At 60.7% G+C, this 17,330-nt stretch carries 15 protein-coding genes; 10 read left to right on the top strand and 5 right to left on the bottom strand.

Annotated elements, in window-relative coordinates:
* The first annotated feature begins 78 nt into the window (after positions 1-78).
* Complete coding sequence (locus M1D68_RS22610; RefSeq protein WP_457968430.1) at positions 79-2,565, top strand: circularly permuted type 2 ATP-grasp protein; 2,487 nt, start codon at positions 79-81, stop codon at positions 2,563-2,565.
* Entirely contained in the window at positions 2,565-3,458 is an 894-nt protein-coding gene (locus M1D68_RS22605; RefSeq protein WP_420766205.1) for a transglutaminase family protein, read from the top strand. Before M1D68_RS22610 ends, M1D68_RS22605 begins: the two co-directional genes overlap by 1 nt.
* A 121-nt stretch (positions 3,459-3,579) precedes the next feature.
* Here M1D68_RS22605 and M1D68_RS22600 read toward each other — a convergent pair whose 3' ends face one another.
* Together M1D68_RS22600 and M1D68_RS22595 are read right to left on the bottom strand one after the other, a co-directional pair.
* Positions 3,580-3,765 carry a hypothetical protein gene (locus M1D68_RS22600; RefSeq protein WP_457968428.1) on the bottom strand — a complete coding sequence of 62 codons (186 nt, stop codon included), beginning with the start codon at positions 3,763-3,765 and terminating at the stop codon, positions 3,580-3,582.
* Between the two features lie 68 nt (positions 3,766-3,833).
* Positions 3,834-4,421, bottom strand: coding sequence for an LOG family protein (locus tag M1D68_RS22595; protein ID WP_434560952.1), 588 nt, complete (start codon positions 4,419-4,421; stop codon positions 3,834-3,836).
* A gap of 339 nt (positions 4,422-4,760) precedes the next feature.
* On the opposite strand from M1D68_RS22595, the gene azu reads away from it, so the two are divergent.
* Positions 4,761-5,207, top strand: a complete 447-nt coding sequence (azu, locus tag M1D68_RS22590; RefSeq protein WP_434560950.1) for an azurin — start codon at positions 4,761-4,763, stop codon at positions 5,205-5,207.
* Between the two features lie 111 nt (positions 5,208-5,318).
* On the opposite strand, the gene nadE is transcribed toward azu, so the two are convergent.
* From nadE to M1D68_RS22575, 3 genes are all read right to left on the bottom strand, one after another.
* Positions 5,319-6,146 (bottom strand): ammonia-dependent NAD(+) synthetase, encoded by an 828-nt coding sequence (nadE, locus tag M1D68_RS22585; RefSeq protein WP_420766209.1) that lies wholly within the window; start codon positions 6,144-6,146, stop codon positions 5,319-5,321.
* Positions 6,147-6,150: 4 nt separating this feature from the next.
* On the bottom strand, positions 6,151-7,377 hold the full coding sequence (pncB, locus tag M1D68_RS22580; RefSeq protein ID WP_420766210.1) for a nicotinate phosphoribosyltransferase: 1,227 nt from the start codon (positions 7,375-7,377) through the stop codon (positions 6,151-6,153).
* Between the two features lie 136 nt (positions 7,378-7,513).
* A complete protein-coding gene (locus M1D68_RS22575) occupies positions 7,514-8,425 on the bottom strand; it encodes a LysR family transcriptional regulator (protein ID WP_420766211.1) in 912 nt (303 codons plus the stop codon).
* Positions 8,426-8,616: 191 nt separating this feature from the next.
* On the opposite strand from M1D68_RS22575, the gene amaB reads away from it, so the two are divergent.
* From amaB to M1D68_RS22540, 7 genes are all read left to right on the top strand, one after another.
* Entirely contained in the window at positions 8,617-10,107 is a 1,491-nt protein-coding gene (amaB, locus tag M1D68_RS22570) for an L-piperidine-6-carboxylate dehydrogenase (protein ID WP_457968426.1), read from the top strand.
* Positions 10,108-10,253: 146 nt separating this feature from the next.
* Positions 10,254-11,537: an L-pipecolate oxidase gene (gene amaA / locus M1D68_RS22565; protein WP_457968425.1), complete on the top strand. Its 1,284-nt coding sequence runs from the start codon at positions 10,254-10,256 to the stop codon at positions 11,535-11,537.
* Positions 11,538-11,907: 370 nt separating this feature from the next.
* Positions 11,908-13,044 (top strand): ABC transporter substrate-binding protein, encoded by a 1,137-nt coding sequence (locus M1D68_RS22560; RefSeq protein ID WP_420766214.1) that lies wholly within the window; start codon positions 11,908-11,910, stop codon positions 13,042-13,044.
* A 191-nt stretch (positions 13,045-13,235) separates the two neighbouring features.
* On the top strand, positions 13,236-14,150 hold the full coding sequence (locus M1D68_RS22555; RefSeq protein WP_420766215.1) for an ABC transporter permease subunit: 915 nt from the start codon (positions 13,236-13,238) through the stop codon (positions 14,148-14,150).
* A 2-nt stretch (positions 14,151-14,152) separates the two neighbouring features.
* Positions 14,153-15,433, top strand: a complete 1,281-nt coding sequence (gene livM, locus M1D68_RS22550) for a high-affinity branched-chain amino acid ABC transporter permease LivM (RefSeq protein ID WP_434560944.1) — start codon at positions 14,153-14,155, stop codon at positions 15,431-15,433.
* Entirely contained in the window at positions 15,430-16,302 is an 873-nt protein-coding gene (locus M1D68_RS22545; RefSeq protein WP_420766217.1) for an ABC transporter ATP-binding protein, read from the top strand. The genes livM and M1D68_RS22545 overlap by 4 nt, the downstream gene beginning before the upstream one ends.
* Positions 16,299-17,015: an ABC transporter ATP-binding protein gene (locus tag M1D68_RS22540; protein ID WP_053117959.1), complete on the top strand. Its 717-nt coding sequence runs from the start codon at positions 16,299-16,301 to the stop codon at positions 17,013-17,015. The genes M1D68_RS22545 and M1D68_RS22540 overlap by 4 nt, the downstream gene beginning before the upstream one ends.
* The last annotated feature ends 315 nt before the right edge of the window (positions 17,016-17,330 follow it).

Here is a 17,330-nt window from a genome sequence, read left to right as displayed (position 1 = left end):
TCCAACACAAACACACCTATCCGGGCGTCATGCGCTTGCGCTAGTCTCACCTATCATCGCTGTCCTGCCGAGCTTTCCATGCCTGACCTGCTTGACCGTTACCCGCTGACGACGGGCACCTATCACGAACTGCTGGACGGCAGCGGCGCGGTGCGTGCGCACTGGCAACGGCTGTTCGACCAGTTGCAGCGCAGCACGCCGGGCCAATTGGTCCAGCGCCAGGCACTGCTGGCAAGGCAGATCCAGGAAAACGGTGTCACCTATAACGTCTATGCCGACCCTAAGGGCGCCGACCGGCCGTGGGAGCTGGACCTTCTGCCCCACGTCATCGACGCCCAGGAATGGAAGCAGTTGTCGGCCGGCATTGCCCAGCGCGCGCGTTTGCTCAATGCGGTACTGGCCGACCTGTACGGACCGCAGCGGCTGATCAGTGAAGGGCTGCTGCCAGCGGAGCTGGTCTTCGGACACAACAATTTCCTCTGGCCTTGCCAGGGCATCGCTCCGCCGGACGGTGATTTCCTGCACTTGTATGCCGTGGATCTGGCGCGTGCGCCCGACGGCCGCTGGTGGGTCACCGCCGATCGGACCCAGGCGCCCTCAGGGGCGGGTTATGCGCTGGAAAACCGCATGATCGTCTCTCGTGCCTTTCCCGATCTCTATCGCGACCTGAAGGTGCGGCATCTGTCCGGTTTCTTCCGCACCTTGCAGGAAACCCTGGCGCGACAGGCCCCCAGCGATGGCGAGCCGCCGCTGGTGGTATTGCTCACGCCGGGACGATTCAACGAAAGCTATTTCGAACATCTCTACCTGGCGCGCCAACTCGGCTATCCCCTTGTGGAGGGCGGTGACCTGACCGTTCGGGACGCCACGGTGTACCTCAAGACCCTCAGCGGCCTGCGCCGGGTTCACGCGATCATGCGTCGGCTCGACGACGATTTCTGCGACCCCCTGGAGTTACGCACCGATTCGGCCCTTGGCGTACCCGGATTGCTGGACGCGGTGCGCCAGGGCCGGGTACTGGTGGCCAATGCCCTGGGCAGTGGCGTGCTGGAGTCGCCAGGTCTGCTGGGCTTCCTGCCGCGGATCAACCAGTATCTGTTCGGCGAAGAACTGCTGCTGCCCTCCATCGCTACGTGGTGGTGCGGCGAGCCGCCGGTGCTGGCCCAGGCGCTGGAGAAATTGCCCCAGTTGTTGATCAAGCCGGCGTTTCCTTCCCAGAGTTTCGCACCGGTGTTCGGCCGCGATCTGAACGAGGAGCAGCGCGGCCAGCTGGCGGCGCGCATGCAGGCGCGGCCCTATGCGTATGTCGCGCAAGAGTTGGCGCAACTGTCCCAGGCTCCGGTGTGGCAGGCCGAACACGGTCAGCTCCAGCCCCGGGCGATCGGCATGCGCGTGTATGCCGTAGCGGGAAAAGACGATTATCGGGTCTTGTCCGGCGGCCTGGCCCGAGTGGCCGCCGAGGCCGATGCCGAAGTGGTATCGATGCAGCGCGGCGGTGCCAGCAAGGACACCTGGGTGCTTGGAGAGCAGGCACCCGGCGGCGAGCAATGGAAGGCCCAGCGTACCGTGGGTGTTCACGACCTGGTGCGGCGTGATCCGTACCTGCCCTCCCGGGTGGTGGAAAACCTGTTCTGGTTCGGTCGCTACTGCGAGCGTTGCGATGACAGTGCGCGTCTTTTGCGGATCATGTTGGCGCGGTACGTCGATGGCGATGACCCCCAGGCCTTGCAATCGGCGGTGTCTCTGGGCGAAAGCCTGATGTTGTTGCCTGAGGAGGGGGCATTGCCCGAGCGCTTGCTGGCTGCGGTCCTGGGGGATGGCTGGTCGTTCAGCCTGCGCTCCAACCTGCAGCGCTTGCAGTGGGCGGCCTCGCAGGTGCGCGGCAAGCTGTCGCGGGAGAACTGGCAGGCACTGGTGGAGTTGCAGCGTGAAGCCATGGAGCTGGAAACCAGCGAGCCGGATTTCGGCGAGCTGTTGGATTTCCTCAACCGCCTGGTGATGTCCCTGGCCGCATTGTCGGGGTTCGCCCTGGACGACATGACGCGCGACGAGGGTTGGCGTTTTCTCATGATCGGCCGACGCCTGGAGCGCTTGCAATTTCTCAGCAGCAGCCTGGCGGCGTTCCTGCGGGGCGAGGCGGTATTCGATCAGGCCGGGCTGGAATGGTTGTTGGAATTGGGCAACAGCAGTATCACGTACCGCTCACGCTACCTGGCGGTGGCGCAGTTGATTCCGGTGCTCGACCTGTTGTTGCTGGACGAACAGAACCCCCATGCGGTGCTTTTCCAATTGAAACTGGTGGCGCGCACCCTCAAGCGCTTGAACGATGATTTTGCCGCGCCGAGAGAAACCGCCCTGCCGGAGTTGGTGGCGCGCCTTTCGCGGTTCGACTTGCGGTGCCTGGAGAATCCGCTGTTCGGTGAGTCCAGCTTGCGCGCGGCGGTCGATGGCCTGGCCGATCTGTTACAGGAAGTCGCCGACGTCAGCGCCCAGGTCTCCGATCGCCTGGCCTTGCGACACTTCGCCCACGTTGACGATGTCAGCCAACGCACGGTATCCGTCTGATGAGTGCCCGTTACCAGATCCTCCACGACACCCATTATCACTACGACAGCCCGGTGTCCCTCGCGCAGCAACTGGCTCATCTATGGCCGAGACACTGCGAATGGCAGCGCTGTACCGAGCAACAGCTGTCCATCAGCCCGGAGCCGACGACCCGCCGTGACGAACACGATGTATTCGGCAACCCGCTGACCCGCCTGGCTTTCGAGCGGCCTCACGATGAGCTGCTGGTCAACGCCCGGCTGAGCGTCGAGGTGCTCGCGCGGCCCGCGCTGGATTTCAACCTGTCGCCGGCCTGGGAGTCGACCGGTAACGCCTTGACCTACAGCGGCCGGCCCCTGACGGCACAATGGATGGACGCGTGCCGCTACCGTTTCGAATCACCCTACGTGCATCTCAAGCGCAGCTTCGTCGAGTTTTCCGAGAGCTGTTTCCCGGCCGGCCGACCGTTGATGGTCGGTGTGCGGGCGCTGATGGAAAAAATCTTCGAGGAGTTCACCTTCGATGCCGAGGCCACCCAGGTCGCGACACCGCTGGTAGAAGTGCTGGAGCGACGCCGGGGTGTCTGTCAGGATTTCGCCCATCTGATGTTGGCCTGCGTGCGTTCCCGCGGGTTGGCGGCGCGGTATGTCAGTGGCTACCTGCTGACCCAGCCACCGCCCGGCCAGGCCCGGCTGATCGGGGCCGATGCGTCACACGCCTGGGTCTCGGTGTTCTGCCCGGTGCTGGGCTGGGTGGACTTCGACCCGACCAACAACGTGCAGCCGGCGCTGGAACACATCACCTTGGCCTGGGGGCGGGATTTTTCCGATGTGTCGCCGCTGCGCGGGGTGATCCTGGGGGGCGGTACCCATGATCCGGATGTTCGGGTGACGGTGATGCCGCTGGAGTCATAAGAAGATCCATCGTGGGAGCGAGCCTTCTCGCCAAAGCGGCGGTTCAGCCAGCATGGAAGGGCCAGGCAAACCGTCATCGCGAGCAAGCTCGCTTCCACAGGGCATCGGCGGAACGCTGAATTCAGGCGTCGGGTGCCTGGTCTTTCGGCACGTCCACATCGTGTTCTGCCGCCACGTCGCCGTCGCTGTCCGGGTTCAGGGCCGCTTCTTCAGCCGAAGCCTTCTTGCGCTGGAGCTTTTCCTCTTTCTTCTGCTCCTTGGCCAGGTCTCTTTGACGTTTGGCGAAGGAATAATTGGGTTTAGCCATGGGCGATCCTCTGGGGTCGAAGGTGAGGTTGAGCGGCGCGTATTCTGCCCTGTATCGGGACCGAGCCGTTAGCTTGGTTTTTGTTCGGCCCACTTTGGCTGCACGGACGGTTGCCATTCGTCCAGCGCATCGAGCAGTGTGTGCGCAGATTCGCTTACCTGCAGCATGTCACGATGCGGCGCGCGGACGAAGCCTTCGCCGACGATATGATCGAGGAAGCCGGTGAGCTTGCTGTAGAAACCGTTCACTTCCAGCAGCCCCAGCGGCTTGCCGTGATAACCGAGCTGACCCCAGGTCCAGACTTCGAACAGTTCCTCCAGGGTGCCGAGCCCGCCGGGCAAGGCGATGAAGGCGTCGCTGAGCTCAGCCATGCGGGCCTTGCGCGCGTGCATGCCGTCTACCACTTCAAGGCGCGTCAGGCCGCTGTGACCGATTTCCTTGTCTTTCAAACTTTGCGGGATGATGCCAATCACTTCGCCGCCAGCGGCGAGGGCTGCATCGGCAACGACACCCATAAGACCGACCGCGCCGCCGCCGTAGACCAAGGTGAGTTTTCGTTCGGCCAAAGCACGGCCCAGGGCCCGGGCCGCTTCCAGATAGGCCGGGTGGCTGCCGGTGCTGGCGCCGCAAAATACACAAACAGACGCTATGGACATGCTTCACTCCGCGATTCGATGACCGGACCAGAGTAAAGCCTGCCCTTTGTTGCGCAAAGAATTAAACCTCGCGGCGAGGTTTTTCATAGGTGCCACTGGCACCGCAGGCGTAGGCGGCGAGCAAGCTGCATAACAGGCTGTTGAGGTTCATGACCAGCACTCCAGGGTTGATGGGACAGATCTTAGAGGTGCGTCATACTTCTGGCCGGTTGATTCTGTCCATCAGGCTGATAGTCTTAAGTTGTATACAATCTTTGACTCAGGTCATAGGAACTTGCCAGAAAATCAGGCAATCTTCCCCTCTGACGGATTTCGTTAACCATGCTTTGGAGATTCATGATGTTCGCCAAACTTGTAGCAGTATCCCTGTTGACGCTGGCCAGCAGCCAACTGATGGCAGCGGAGTGCAAGACCACCATCGATTCCACCGACCAGATGACCTTCAGCACCAAGGCCATCGAAATCGATAAGAGCTGCAAGACGTTCACCGTTGAGCTGACTCACTCGGGTAACCTGCCGAAAAACGTGATGGGTCATAACTGGGTGCTGAGCAAAGAGGCCGACATGCAGCCGATCGCCACCGATGGCCTGGGCGCCGGTATCGACAAGAACTATCTCAAGGAGGGTGACGCCCGCGTTATCGCGCACACCAAGGTTATCGGCGCCAAGGAAACCGACTCGGTGACTTTCGATGTCTCTAAGCTGGACGCTGCCGAGAAGTACGGTTTCTTCTGCTCGTTCCCGGGCCACATCTCGATGATGAAAGGCACGGTTACCCTGAAGTAACAAATTTCAGGCAGAAAAAAGCGCCCCCGTGCAGGGCGCTTTTTTTATACCAGGCAAAAACCTTTGTGGGAGCAAGCTTGCTCCTACATGGGGCTGTCCACCAAATGGTGGTCAAGGAGCGTACGGCATCACTCGCTTGTGCTCGGTCTTGCGGTAGGTGTCGCAAATAATCTTCGCCGCTTCTTCGCGAATCGGTTGGCCATGCAGGAACGCGTCGATCTCGGCGTAGGTCACGCCGTGGGCCGCTTCGTCCGGCTTGCCAGGCGACAGGTCTTCCAGGTCGGCGGTGGGGACTTTTTCCACCAGCGATTCCGGCGCGCCAAAGTCGCGGGCGATGGCCCGGACCTGGTTTTTCACCAGCCCGCTCAGCGGCGCCAGGTCGCAGGCGCCGTCACCGAACTTGGTGAAGAACCCCATCACCGCTTCGGCCGCATGATCGGTGCCGATCACCATGCCCTGTTCTGCGCCGGCGATGGTGTATTGCGCCACCATGCGCATCCGCGCCTTGGTATTGCCCAACACGAAATCCCGCGAGCCCGGCGCCTTGCCCTCGAACGCGAGGACTTCCTTGGCCAATGCCTTGACCGCCGGGCCGATATTGACGGTATGGCGCTCGTCAGGCTCGATGAAATCGACACAGGCCTGGGCTTCGTGTTCGTCGAACTGGGTCTCGTACGGTAAGCGCACGGCAACGAACTTGTACGCCGCATTGCCGGTTTTTTCCCGCAACTCGCGCACGGCACGCTGGGCCAACAGGCCGGCGGTCAACGAGTCGACCCCGCCGCTGATGCCCAGTACCAGGCTCTTGAGCCCGGAGTTGACGAGGCAGTCCTGGATGAAGCTCACCCGACGAGCGATTTCGGCCTTGAGGGCGGCGTCATCGGCAAATGGCGGTTGGACCTTGAGCTGTTCAGCAATCTCACGCTGTACGGCTTGCATGAATTCACTCCTTGCTTGATGTGCCAGAAAGGGCGGCAGGTACTTGGAAAACATGTCGCATATAGGCGACGAAATTCGGGTCCTTGCAGTGGGTCTTACCGGGCTCGTCTGAAATCTTGGCCACGGGTTGCCCGTCACAACTGATCATTTTAAGCACGATGCTCATGGGCTCCACGCCTGGAATGTCACAGGTCAGGTTGGTCCCGATACCAAAGCTCACATTAATGCGACCACGCAAGGCGCGGAAAATCTCCAGGCATTTTGGCAATGTCAGGCTGTCGGAGAACACCAGGGTCTTGCTCATCGGGTCGATACCCAGCTTGTGATAGTGGGCAATGGCTTTCTCGGCCCAGATGACCGGGTCACCCGAATCATGGCGCAAGCCGTCAAACAGCTTGGCGAAGAACAGATCGAAATCCTTGAGGAAGGCGTCCATGGTGATGCAATCGGTCAGCGCGATGCCCAGCAGCCCTCGGTATTCGCGCACCCAGCAGTCGAGCGCGGCGATCTGACTGTCGATCAGCCTTGGGCCCAGTTGCTGGTGAGCCATGATCCACTCATGGGCCATGGTGCCCAAGGGTTTCATGTCCAGTTCACGGGACAGATGCACGTTGCTGGTGCCGACGAAGCGTCCCGGGAAGTCGTGCTTGAGCACGTTGACCACTTCTTCCTGGGTTCGGTAGGAGAACCGACGGCGGGTGCCGAAATCGGCCACTTGCAGTTCGGACAATTCCTCGGCACTGGCATTGGCGTTCAGCCAGTCGAACTTGCGATAAAGCTGTTCCCGCGCCTGTTCCAGAACGATTTCACGGTAACGATAGCGGTTGCGCACTTCGCTGACAATGGCCAGCAAAGGCACTTCGAACAGGATGACGTGCAGCCATGGCCCGCGCAGGCGGATAAACAGCTCGCCGTTTTCGATGCCCGTGTGCACATAGCGCAGGTTGAAACGGAACAGGCCCAGAAAGCGCAGGAAATCCGGTTTCAAGAAGCAGATGCGTTCGAGAAAACCCAACTGGTCGGCGCTCAGGCTCAGCTCGGCCAAGCGTTCGATCTGGAAGCGGATCTCCGCCAGGTAGGGCCGCAGGTCTTCGCTGTTGCGGCAACGGAACTCCCACTCCACTTCGACGTTGGGGTAGTTATGCAGCACCGCCTGCATCATCGTCAGCTTGTAGAAGTCGGTGTCGAGCAGGTTCTGCACGATGCGATCGGCAAATACACTCTCGCTCATAACGTGAATCTCCAGACAGGTGGCTGCGGCGGGCAGCGGCGTACGGCAGTTCGTAGTGAAAGGGCTAGTGGCGCATAACCGTGGTGGGTTTTGCCAGTGTTTTTTGCCTCACACGCCTTTGTGGCGAGGAGCCCTCTTATTGTTGCGCAATATCAGCACCGTCGATCTGCTCCAACATCCACTCCACGAACATCCGCACCTTGGGCACTTCCGCCGAATGTTCCGGATAAGCCAGATAATAGGCATTGGTGCTGGGCATCGCATGCTGCCAGGGAATGACCAGCTTGCCGTCGGCCAGCTCTTCTTCCACCAGGAACCTGGGCAGCAGGGCCACGCCGCAGCCGACCTGGGCTGCGCGGATGCACATATAGAAGGTTTCGAAGCGCGGCCCGTGGTAGCTGTGTTCGGTGTGATAACCCAGGTCTTCGAACCAGTCGTGCCAAGCCTGTGGGCGCGAGGCGTTTTGCAGCAGGACCAGATCGGTCAGTTGCGTCGGGTCGGTGAAAGGCTGGTCCGGCAGGCTGCCCGGAGCGCAGACTGGCACCAGTTCTTCGCCGAACAGTTTCAAGGATTCAGTTCCGGGTCGTGAGGCTTGGCCAAAATAGAACGCCAGGTCACTGCGACCTTGCTGTAAGTCATCGGCCTCTTGCTCGCTGCACAGGTCCAGATGAATGCTGGGATGGCGCAGGCGCCAGCCCTTGAGCCGTGGGACCAGCCAGCGCGCACCGAACGTTGGTGGCGTAGACACGCGCAGGACTTCGGTGTCACCACCGTAGGAACGCAGGTAATGAGTGGACATCTCAACTTGGGTGAGGATTTTTCGTACTTCCCCCAGGTACAAATCCCCTGCGGGAGTCAATTGCAGGCGTCGACGCACGCGACGGAACAGCAAGTGCTGGAGCAACTCTTCCAACTGCGCGACCTGTTTGCTGACGGCGCTCTGGGTCAGGTTCAATTCTTCGGCGGCGCGGGTGAAGCTCAGGTGACGGGTCACCGCTTCGAAGCACTGCAGCGCGGTGATCGACGGCAAATAGCGTTTATTGAGCATGATGGAGCCTTATTTTTTTTCGCTCTGCTTTTGTGCTGAAGAGTCTGCTTAAGTGGCAGCATGAATAAACGGAATGATATCTCGCTTAAAGGTCGTTTGTTGGCAAGTCTCGGGCCAGCTACAACTACAGGTCTGATCAGCCGTGTTCGTCCGGCTGCCAACCCATTGTCTTTCGCTTGAGGAATTTACCCATGGTTGCTGCATTGCTTGATCGTCTGGGTGTCGACCCGGCCTTGTACCAGAACGGCACACAGCCAGTGCATTCGCCCATCGATGGCAGTCGCATCGGCGCGGTGAACTGGGGAGGCGCCGCCGAGGTCGAGCAGCAGGTCAGCCGGGCCGAGCATGCCTTTGACCTGTGGCGCAAGGTGCCGGCCCCCCGTCGTGGCGAGCTGGTGCGCCAGTTCGGCGATCTGTTGCGTGAATACAAGGCCGACCTCGGTGAACTGGTGTCCTGGGAAGCCGGCAAAATCACCCAGGAAGGCCTGGGCGAAGTGCAAGAGATGATCGACATCTGCGATTTCGCCGTCGGCCTGTCCCGCCAGCTTTACGGCCTGACCATCGCGTCGGAGCGCCCCGGCCATCACATGCGCGAGACCTGGCACCCGCTGGGCGTGGTCGGCGTAATCAGCGCCTTCAACTTCCCTGTTGCAGTCTGGGCCTGGAACACCACGTTGGCCCTGGTCTGCGGCAACCCGGTGATCTGGAAGCCTTCGGAAAAGACTCCGCTGACCGCCCTGGCGTGCCAGGCCTTGTTCGAGCGCGTACTGAAGAACTTCAGCGACGCGCCACCGTACCTGAGCCAGGTGATCATCGGCGGTCGCGATGCCGGCGAAGCCTTGGTGGACGACCCGCGCGTGGCGTTGATCAGCGCCACAGGCAGCACCCGCATGGGGCGTGAAGTGGCGCCGAAAGTCGCGGCGCGCTTCGCCCGCAGCATTCTCGAATTGGGCGGTAACAACGCCATGATTCTGGCCCCGAGCGCCGACCTGGACATGGCGGTGCGCGCGATCCTGTTCAGCGCCGTCGGCACCGCCGGCCAGCGCTGCACTACCTTGCGCCGGCTGATCGCCCATGAGTCGGTGAAGGAAGAAATCGTCACCCGGCTCAAGGCTGCTTACTCGAAAGTGCGCATCGGTCATCCGTTGGAAGGCAATCTGGTGGGCCCGCTGATCGACAAGCAAAGCTTCGAGAACATGCAGGACGCACTGGAGCAGGCCCTGAGCGAAGGCGGGCGGGTGTTTGGCGGCAAGCGCCAGCTCGAAGACCAGTTCCCGAATGCCTATTACGTTTCGCCCGCCATCGTCGAGATGCCGGAGCAAAGCGACGTGGTGCGCCATGAAACGTTCGCACCGATTCTTTATGTGGTCGGCTACAAGGATTTCGCTGAAGCGCTGGACTTGAACAACTCCGTGCCCCAGGGCCTGTCCTCCTGCATTTTCACCACCGACGTGCGTGAAGCCGAGCAATTCATGTCGGCGGTGGGCAGCGACTGCGGCATCGCCAACGTCAACATCGGCCCGAGCGGCGCGGAAATCGGCGGCGCCTTCGGTGGCGAAAAGGAAACCGGCGGCGGTCGCGAATCCGGCTCCGATGCATGGCGCGCCTACATGCGCCGTCAGACAAACACCGTGAATTACTCGCTGGAGTTGCCGTTGGCGCAGGGGATTACGTTCGACTGAGACCGGTCAAGTGTCCCTGTGGGAGCGAGTCTGCTCGCGATAGCGGTGTGCCAATCACTTCTGATGTGACTGATTCGCCGCCATCGCGAGCAGGCTCGCTCCTACATTGAATTGTGTGTTTGTTGGGTTTCTGTTGGAGTCTGGCAATGCCGTTACGCGAAGAATGTCTGTGGGAAAAACTGACGCCGCAAAGGCCTGAAAACACTACGCTCACTGGCGAGATCAAGGTGGACGTCTGCGTCATCGGCGCAGGTTTTACCGGCCTGTCGGCGGCGGTGCATTTGCTGGAGCAAGGCAAGCGTGTCGCGGTGCTTGAAGCTCATCGGGCCGGGCATGGCGGATCGGGGCGTAACGTTGGGCTGGTGAATGCCGGTCTGTGGATCCCGCCGGACGAGATCGAGGCTGGGTTTGGCGCGGCAGTGGGCAGCCAGCTCAACCGTATGCTGGGCGCTGCGCCGGCGTTGGTGTTCAGCCTTGTCGACAAGTACGCCATCGATTGCCAGCTGCGCCGCGAAGGTACCTTGCACATGGCCCATAACGCCCGGGGCGAGGCGGACCTGCGCAGCCGCGAAGAACAATGGAAGCGCCGTGGCGCGCCGGTTGAGCTGCTCACCGGCCAAGCCTGTGTCGATGCCACCGGCACCGACAAGATCGCCGCGGCGTTGCTCGATCGCCGGGCCGGCACGCTCAATCCGATGGCCTATGCCAGTGGATTGGCCAAAGCCGCCAAGGATCTTGGCGCCCAGATGTTCGACCATTCGCCGGTGACGCGGTTGGAGCGCCAAGGCCAGCGTTGGTCGGTTCAGACCGCCCAGGGCTCGGTGCTGGCCGAGCAAGTCGTGATCGCCTCCAACGCCTATACCGAGGGCGACTGGACCGAATTGCGGCGCAATTTTTTCCCCGGTTATTACTACCAGGTGGCCTCGGTCCCGCTGGACGACGAGGCGGCCCGACGCATCCTGCCGGGCGGGCAGGGCTCTTGGGATACCCGCCAGGTGTTGAGCAGCATTCGCCGGGACAAGGACGGTCGCCTGCTGCTGGGCAGCCTGGGCAATGGTAACCGCAAGCCAGCCTGGTTCCTCAAGGCCTGGGCTGACCGGGTGCAGCAGCACTATTTCCCTTACCTGAAGCCGGTGGAATGGGAATGCACCTGGACCGGTTGCATCGCTTTCACGCCTGATCATTTGATGCGTCTGTTCGAACCGGCCCCCGGCCTGGTGGCAGTGACCGGTTACAACGGGCGGGGCGTGACCACCGGCACTGTGGTGGGCAAGGCATTTGCCGATTACCTGTGCCACGGCGATGCCAAGGCGCTGCCGATCCCCTTCGCGCCGATGCAGCCTTTGGCGGGTGTCGGCCTGCGCAGCTGCCTGTATGAAGCGGGCTTTTCGCTGTACCACGCGGGCCAGTGCTTGCGCATCGTCATCTGATTGTTGAAAAGTGTTTCGGATGGCGGCGTTTTTTAGTTCAACGTCTAGCCTGTTATGGTGCGGGTTGTAGCAGCCGCGCACCGACAGTGTGCAGTTCGGTGACGTAGGTTGTTACACAGTGGTTGCACGCCGTTTCATGCGGCGGTTGCAATGATGGCTCATGGAGGGTTTTACCTACTTTTAAATCAGGTTGCACCTCGTGCGGTTTAGACGGTTGCACGCCCTGTGAAAAAGGGCCCGAAACAGTCGAAATAACAATAAAGCAGCGACTTTTTTAAGAATAAAAAACCGATGGCACGGCCCTTGCTCTGAGCTTTTCAGTGAAGTGAAGTCGCAGTGCCAACTAAAAAAAACCTTGGAGCACCACCTCATGTCCCAGACGTTTTACAAGAAAGGCTTTCTGGCCCTCGCAGTGGCAACTGCGCTGGGTGTTTCTGCGTTTGCTCAAGCTGATGTGAAATTCGGTGTGGCGGGGCCGATGACCGGTGCCAACGCTGCGTTTGGCGAGCAATACATGAAAGGTGCGCAGGCAGCGGCCGATGTCATCAACAAAGCGGGTGGCGTCAACGGCGAGAAAATCGTACTGGTAGCCGGCGACGACGCCTGCGAACCCAAGCAAGCCGTGGCCGTGGCCAACCGTCTGGTTGACCAGGACAAGGTCATCGGTGTGGTCGGGCACTTCTGCTCGTCCAACACCATCCCGGCTTCCGAGGTCTATGACGAAGCCGGCGTCATCGCCATGACCCCTGGCTCCACCAACCCGGCCGTGACCGAGCGTGGCCTGAGCGCGATGTTCCGCATGTGCGGTCGTGACGACCAGCAAGGCATCGTGGCCGGCGACTACATCGTCGATGTCCTCAAGGGCAAGAAAGTCGTCGTGCTGCACGACAAGGACACCTACGGCCAAGGCCTGGCGGATGCCACCAAGGCACAACTGGCCAAGCGTGGTGTGACCCCGGTGTTGTACGAAGGCCTGACCCGTGGTGAAAAAGACTTCAGCGCCGTGGTCACCAAGATCCGTTCGGCCGGTGCCGACGTGGTCTACTTCGGCGGCCTGCATCCGGAAGCCGGCCCGTTGGTTCGCCAGCTGCGCGAACAAGGCCTCAAGGACGTGAAATTCATGTCCGATGACGGCATCGTCACCGACGAACTGGTCACCACCGCTGGCGGCGCGCAATACGTCGATGGCGTGTACATGACCTTTGGCGCCGACCCACGCCTGCTGCCCGACAGCAAGGCCGTAGTGGACGCTTTCCGTGCCCAGGGCGTCGAGCCTGAAGGCTACACGTTGTACGCCTATGCGTCGGTCCAGGCCTTGGCCGCCGGCTTCAACGGCGCCAAGTCCAACAAGGGCGAAGACGCTGCCAAGTGGCTGAAAGCCAACCCGGTGAAAACCGTCATGGGCGAAAAAACCTGGGATTCCAAGGGTGACCTGAAAGTCTCCGACTACGTGGTCTACCAGTGGGACAAGGATGGCAAATACCACCAGTTGGAAAAACAGAAGTAATTTGAAGGGATGACTAGCCTGTGGCGAGGGAGCAAGCTCCCTCGCCACGGAGACTGTGCTCACCCTGTCCTGATTGGCAATAGCCAACGGCCCGTCTGTTTTTTTCTACGAGCCGCACATTTTTGGGCGCTGGGCTTCGAACCCGTCGTCGCGTCCCCGGGATGTGCTGTCTCACTGCGTGAGATTGCGTTATGGATGGTATTTTCCTGCAGCAACTGATCAATGGCCTGACCCTCGGGTCGGTCTATGGTCTGATCGCCATCGGCTACACAATGGTCTACGGCATCATCGGCATGATCAACTTCGCCCACGGCGAGGTTTACATGATTTCCGCTTACCTCGCGGCAATCAGTCTGGCTCTGCTGGCTTACTTCGGTATCGAATCCTTTCCGCTGATGATCCTTGGCACCCTTGTGTTCACGGTCGTGGTCACCGGGGTCTACGGCTGGGTCATCGAACGCGTCGCCTACAAACCCCTGCGCAACTCAACCCGGCTGGCACCGCTGATCAGTGCCATCGGCATTTCGCTGATCCTGCAAAACTACGCACAGATCAGCCAGGGCGCCCGCCAACAGGGTGTTCCGACACTGCTTGAAGGCGCCATGCGCGTCGACATCGGTACCGGTTTCGTGCAGCTCACCTACACCAAGATCTTCATTCTGATCGCCGCGTTCGCCGGCATGGCGCTGCTGACCTACATCATCAAGTACACCAAGCTCGGACGCATGTGCCGCGCCACCCAGCAAGACCGCAAGATGGCCTCGATCCTGGGGATCAACACCGACCGGGTGATTTCCTACGTGTTCATCATCGGTGCAGCCATGGCGGCCCTGGCCGGTGTGCTGATCACCATGAACTACGGCACCTTCGACTTCTATGCCGGCTTCATCATCGGCATCAAGGCGTTCACCGCGGCGGTACTCGGCGGCATCGGCTCCCTGCCTGGGGCGATGCTCGGCGGGATCATCCTCGGGATTTCCGAGTCGCTGTTCTCCGGTCTGATCAACTCCGACTACAAAGACGTGTTCAGTTTCTCGCTGCTGGTGCTGATTCTGATCTTCCGTCCCCAAGGCCTGTTGGGTCGCCCACTCGTGGCGAAGGTGTAAGTATGTCTGCTGCCAATAAACCGCTTGATATCAAACAGAGCGTCATCGACGCGATCCTGGCCGGCCTGATCTCGCTGATTGTGTTCGGGCCGATCGTCGGCGTGGTGCTCGATGGCTACAGTTTCAACCTGCAGCCGGCCCGCGTCGGCTGGCTGGTGGCGATCGTGATGGTCGGGCGCTTTGCCCTGAGCCTGTTCCTGCAAACCCCCAAGGGGCTCAAGATTCTCCAGGGTTTCGAGAGCACCGGCTCCGGCGTGCATGTGCTGCCTCCGGACTACAAGTCGCGCCTGCGCTGGATCATCCCGGCGCTGATCGTGATCGCCATCGTGTTTCCATTCTTCGCCAACAAGTACGTGCTGACGGTGGTCATCCTCGGGCTGATCTACGTGCTGCTGGGCCTGGGCCTGAACATCGTGGTCGGCCTGGCCGGGCTGCTCGACCTGGGTTATGTGGCGTTCTACGCCATCGGTGCCTATGGGCTGGCGCTGGGCTACCAATACCTGGGGCTGGGTTTCTGGACCGTGTTGCCGCTGGCCGCCATCGCAGCGGCGATGGCCGGGTGCATATTGGGCTTCCCGGTGTTGCGAATGCACGGTGACTACCTGGCCATCGTGACCCTGGGGTTTGGCGAAATCATCCGGTTGGTGCTCAATAACTGGCTGTCGTTCACTGGCGGACCGAATGGCATGCCGGTGCCTTCCCCGACCTTCATGGGCCTGGAATTTGGCAGGCGAGCGAAGGACGGTGGGGTGCCGTTCCATGAGTTCTTCGGCATCGACTACAACCCCAACGTCAAATTCCTGTTCATTTACATCGTGCTGTTCATCACCGTCCTGTTGGTGCTGTATATCAAGCATCGCCTGACCCGCATGCCGGTCGGTCGCGCCTGGGAAGCCTTGCGCGAAGATGAAATTGCCTGCCGCTCCATGGGCCTGAACCATGTGCTGGTCAAGCTCTCGGCCTTCACCATCGGTGCCTCCACCGCGGGCCTGGCGGGTGTGTTTTTCGCCAGCTATCAGGGCTTCGTCAACCCATCCTCGTTCACCTTCTTCGAGTCGGCGCTGATTCTGGCCATCGTCGTGCTGGGTGGCATGGGATCGACGGTGGGTGTAGTGATCGCGGCATTCGTGCTCACCGTGGCACCGGAGCTTCTGCGCAGTTTCTCTGAATACCGGGTGCTGCTGTTCGGCGTGTTGATGGTGCTGATGATGATCTGGCGCCCGCGCGGCCTGATTCGTATCAGCCGTACCGGCGTGACGCCGCGCAAGGGGGTAGCGCCATGAGCGAAGTCGTACTCAAAGTCGAAAACCTGATGATGCAGTTTGGTGGCATCAAAGCCCTCAGCGACGTGAGCCTGCAGGTCGAGCGCAATTCGATCTTCGCCCTGATCGGCCCCAACGGCGCGGGCAAGACCACCGTGTTCAACTGCCTGACCGGCTTCTACAAGGCCTCGGGCGGCAAGATCGAACTCAACGTACGCGGCGAACAGACCAACGTGATCAAGCTGTTGGGCGAGGCGTTTCGTCCTACTGATTTTGTCTCGCCGAAATCCTTCGCCAGCCGGCTGTACTACAAGATGTTCGGCGGCACCCACCTGGTGAACCGCGCCGGCCTGGCGCGCACCTTCCAGAACATTCGCCTGTTCAAGGAAATGTCGGTACTGGAAAACCTGCTGGTGGCCCAGCACATGTGGGTCAACCGCAGCCTGATCGCAGGCATCCTCAACACCAAGGGCTATCGCAAAGCTGAAAGCGACGCCCTGGACCATGCCTTCTATTGGCTGGAAGTCGTGGACTTGGTGGATTGCGCCAACCGCCTGGCCGGCGAGCTTTCCTACGGCCAGCAGCGCCGCCTGGAAATCGCCCGGGCCATGTGCACGCGTCCGCAGATCATCTGCCTCGACGAACCGGCCGCCGGCCTCAACCCCCAGGAAACCGAAGCGCTGAGCGCAATGATTCGGCTGCTGCGCGACGAGCATGATTTGACCGTGGTGCTGATCGAACACGACATGGGCATGGTGATGAGTATTTCCGACCACATCGTGGTGCTGGACCACGGCAACGTGATCGCCGAGGGTGGTCCCGAGGCGATTCGCAACGATCCGAAGGTGATCGCGGCCTACCTGGGCGCCGACGAAGAGGAGCTGGTATGAGTGGACCTATCCTCGAACTCAAGGAACTGGACGTATTTTACGGGCCGATCCAGGCCCTGAAGAAAGTCTCGATGCACATTGGTGAAGGCGAAACCGTGAGCTTGATCGGCTCCAACGGCGCCGGAAAATCCACGCTGCTGATGTCGATCTTCGGCCAGCCCCGCGCTGCGGGCGGGCAGATCATCTACCAAGGCGTGGACATCACCCACAAGTCGTCGCACTACATCGCCTCCAACGGTATCGCCCAATCGCCGGAAGGACGGCGGGTATTCCCGGACATGACCGTCGAGGAAAACCTGCTGATGGGCACCATCCCCATTGGCGACAAATATGCCAGCGAAGACATGCAGCGCATGTTCGAGCTGTTTCCCCGGCTCAAGGAGCGGCGCAACCAGCGCGCCATGACCATGTCCGGCGGCGAGCAACAAATGCTCGCCATTGCCCGGGCACTGATGAGCCGGCCGAAGTTGTTGCTGCTCGATGAGCCGAGCCTGGGGCTGGCGCCGATCGTGGTGAAACAGATCTTCGCCACCCTGCGTGAATTGGCTTCCACCGGGATGACTATTTTCCTGGTGGAACAGAACGCCAACCACGCGCTCAAGTTGTCGGACCGGGCCTATGTCATGGTCAACGGCGAAATCCGCCTGACCGGTACCGGCAAGGAACTGCTCGCCAACGAAGAGGTGCGTAACGCGTATCTTGGCGGCCATTGAGGCGGTTGCTGCAATGAGGAACCGGCGAGGGATCGCCGGTTTTTTTATTTCCCCAATTCACCTTCGGCCTCTGTGGGAGCGAGCCTGCTCGCGAAAGCGGTGGATCAGTCGACATCCATGTATCTGACACTTCGCCTTCGCGAGCAGGCTCGCTCCCACAGGGGCTTTGTATGTTTTTCAGAATTGTGGACAACAATCCTGACCCTCTGTGAAACCGCGACATAAAGTCGCCGCAAACAGTTGTTTTGTCACGGTTTTGACTTGTCCCCGTTTGCTGTGGAACTGGCTGTGGGTAACGTGGGAGTAGCTGGCTGT

The organism is Pseudomonas sp. R4-84, from assembly GCF_054130985.1.
The sequence above is the reverse complement of the archived record's forward strand: the minus strand, read 5'-3'. Positions and strand labels throughout refer to the sequence as shown.

Bases quoted from the DNA above. Each gene is read 5' to 3' on its own strand.
- M1D68_RS22540 (WP_053117959.1), top strand. From the start codon at position 16,299: ATGAGTGGACCTATCCTCGAACTCAAGGAACTGGACGTATTTTACGGG.
- pncB (WP_420766210.1), bottom strand. From the start codon at position 7,377: ATGAGCGAGAGTGTATTTGCCGATCGCATCGTGCAGAACCTGCTCGAC.
- azu (WP_434560950.1), top strand. From the start codon at position 4,761: ATGTTCGCCAAACTTGTAGCAGTATCCCTGTTGACGCTGGCCAGCAGC.
- amaB (WP_457968426.1), top strand. From the start codon at position 8,617: ATGGTTGCTGCATTGCTTGATCGTCTGGGTGTCGACCCGGCCTTGTAC.
- M1D68_RS22545 (WP_420766217.1), top strand. From the start codon at position 15,430: ATGAGCGAAGTCGTACTCAAAGTCGAAAACCTGATGATGCAGTTTGGT.
- nadE (WP_420766209.1), bottom strand. From the start codon at position 6,146: ATGCAAGCCGTACAGCGTGAGATTGCTGAACAGCTCAAGGTCCAACCG.
- M1D68_RS22605 (WP_420766205.1), top strand. From the start codon at position 2,565: ATGAGTGCCCGTTACCAGATCCTCCACGACACCCATTATCACTACGAC.
- livM (WP_434560944.1), top strand. From the start codon at position 14,153: ATGTCTGCTGCCAATAAACCGCTTGATATCAAACAGAGCGTCATCGAC.
- M1D68_RS22610 (WP_457968430.1), top strand. From the start codon at position 79: ATGCCTGACCTGCTTGACCGTTACCCGCTGACGACGGGCACCTATCAC.
- M1D68_RS22560 (WP_420766214.1), top strand. From the start codon at position 11,908: ATGTCCCAGACGTTTTACAAGAAAGGCTTTCTGGCCCTCGCAGTGGCA.
- amaA (WP_457968425.1), top strand. From the start codon at position 10,254: ATGCCGTTACGCGAAGAATGTCTGTGGGAAAAACTGACGCCGCAAAGG.
- M1D68_RS22595 (WP_434560952.1), bottom strand. From the start codon at position 4,421: ATGTCCATAGCGTCTGTTTGTGTATTTTGCGGCGCCAGCACCGGCAGC.
- M1D68_RS22555 (WP_420766215.1), top strand. From the start codon at position 13,236: ATGGATGGTATTTTCCTGCAGCAACTGATCAATGGCCTGACCCTCGGG.
- M1D68_RS22600 (WP_457968428.1), bottom strand. From the start codon at position 3,765: ATGGCTAAACCCAATTATTCCTTCGCCAAACGTCAAAGAGACCTGGCC.
- M1D68_RS22575 (WP_420766211.1), bottom strand. From the start codon at position 8,425: ATGCTCAATAAACGCTATTTGCCGTCGATCACCGCGCTGCAGTGCTTC.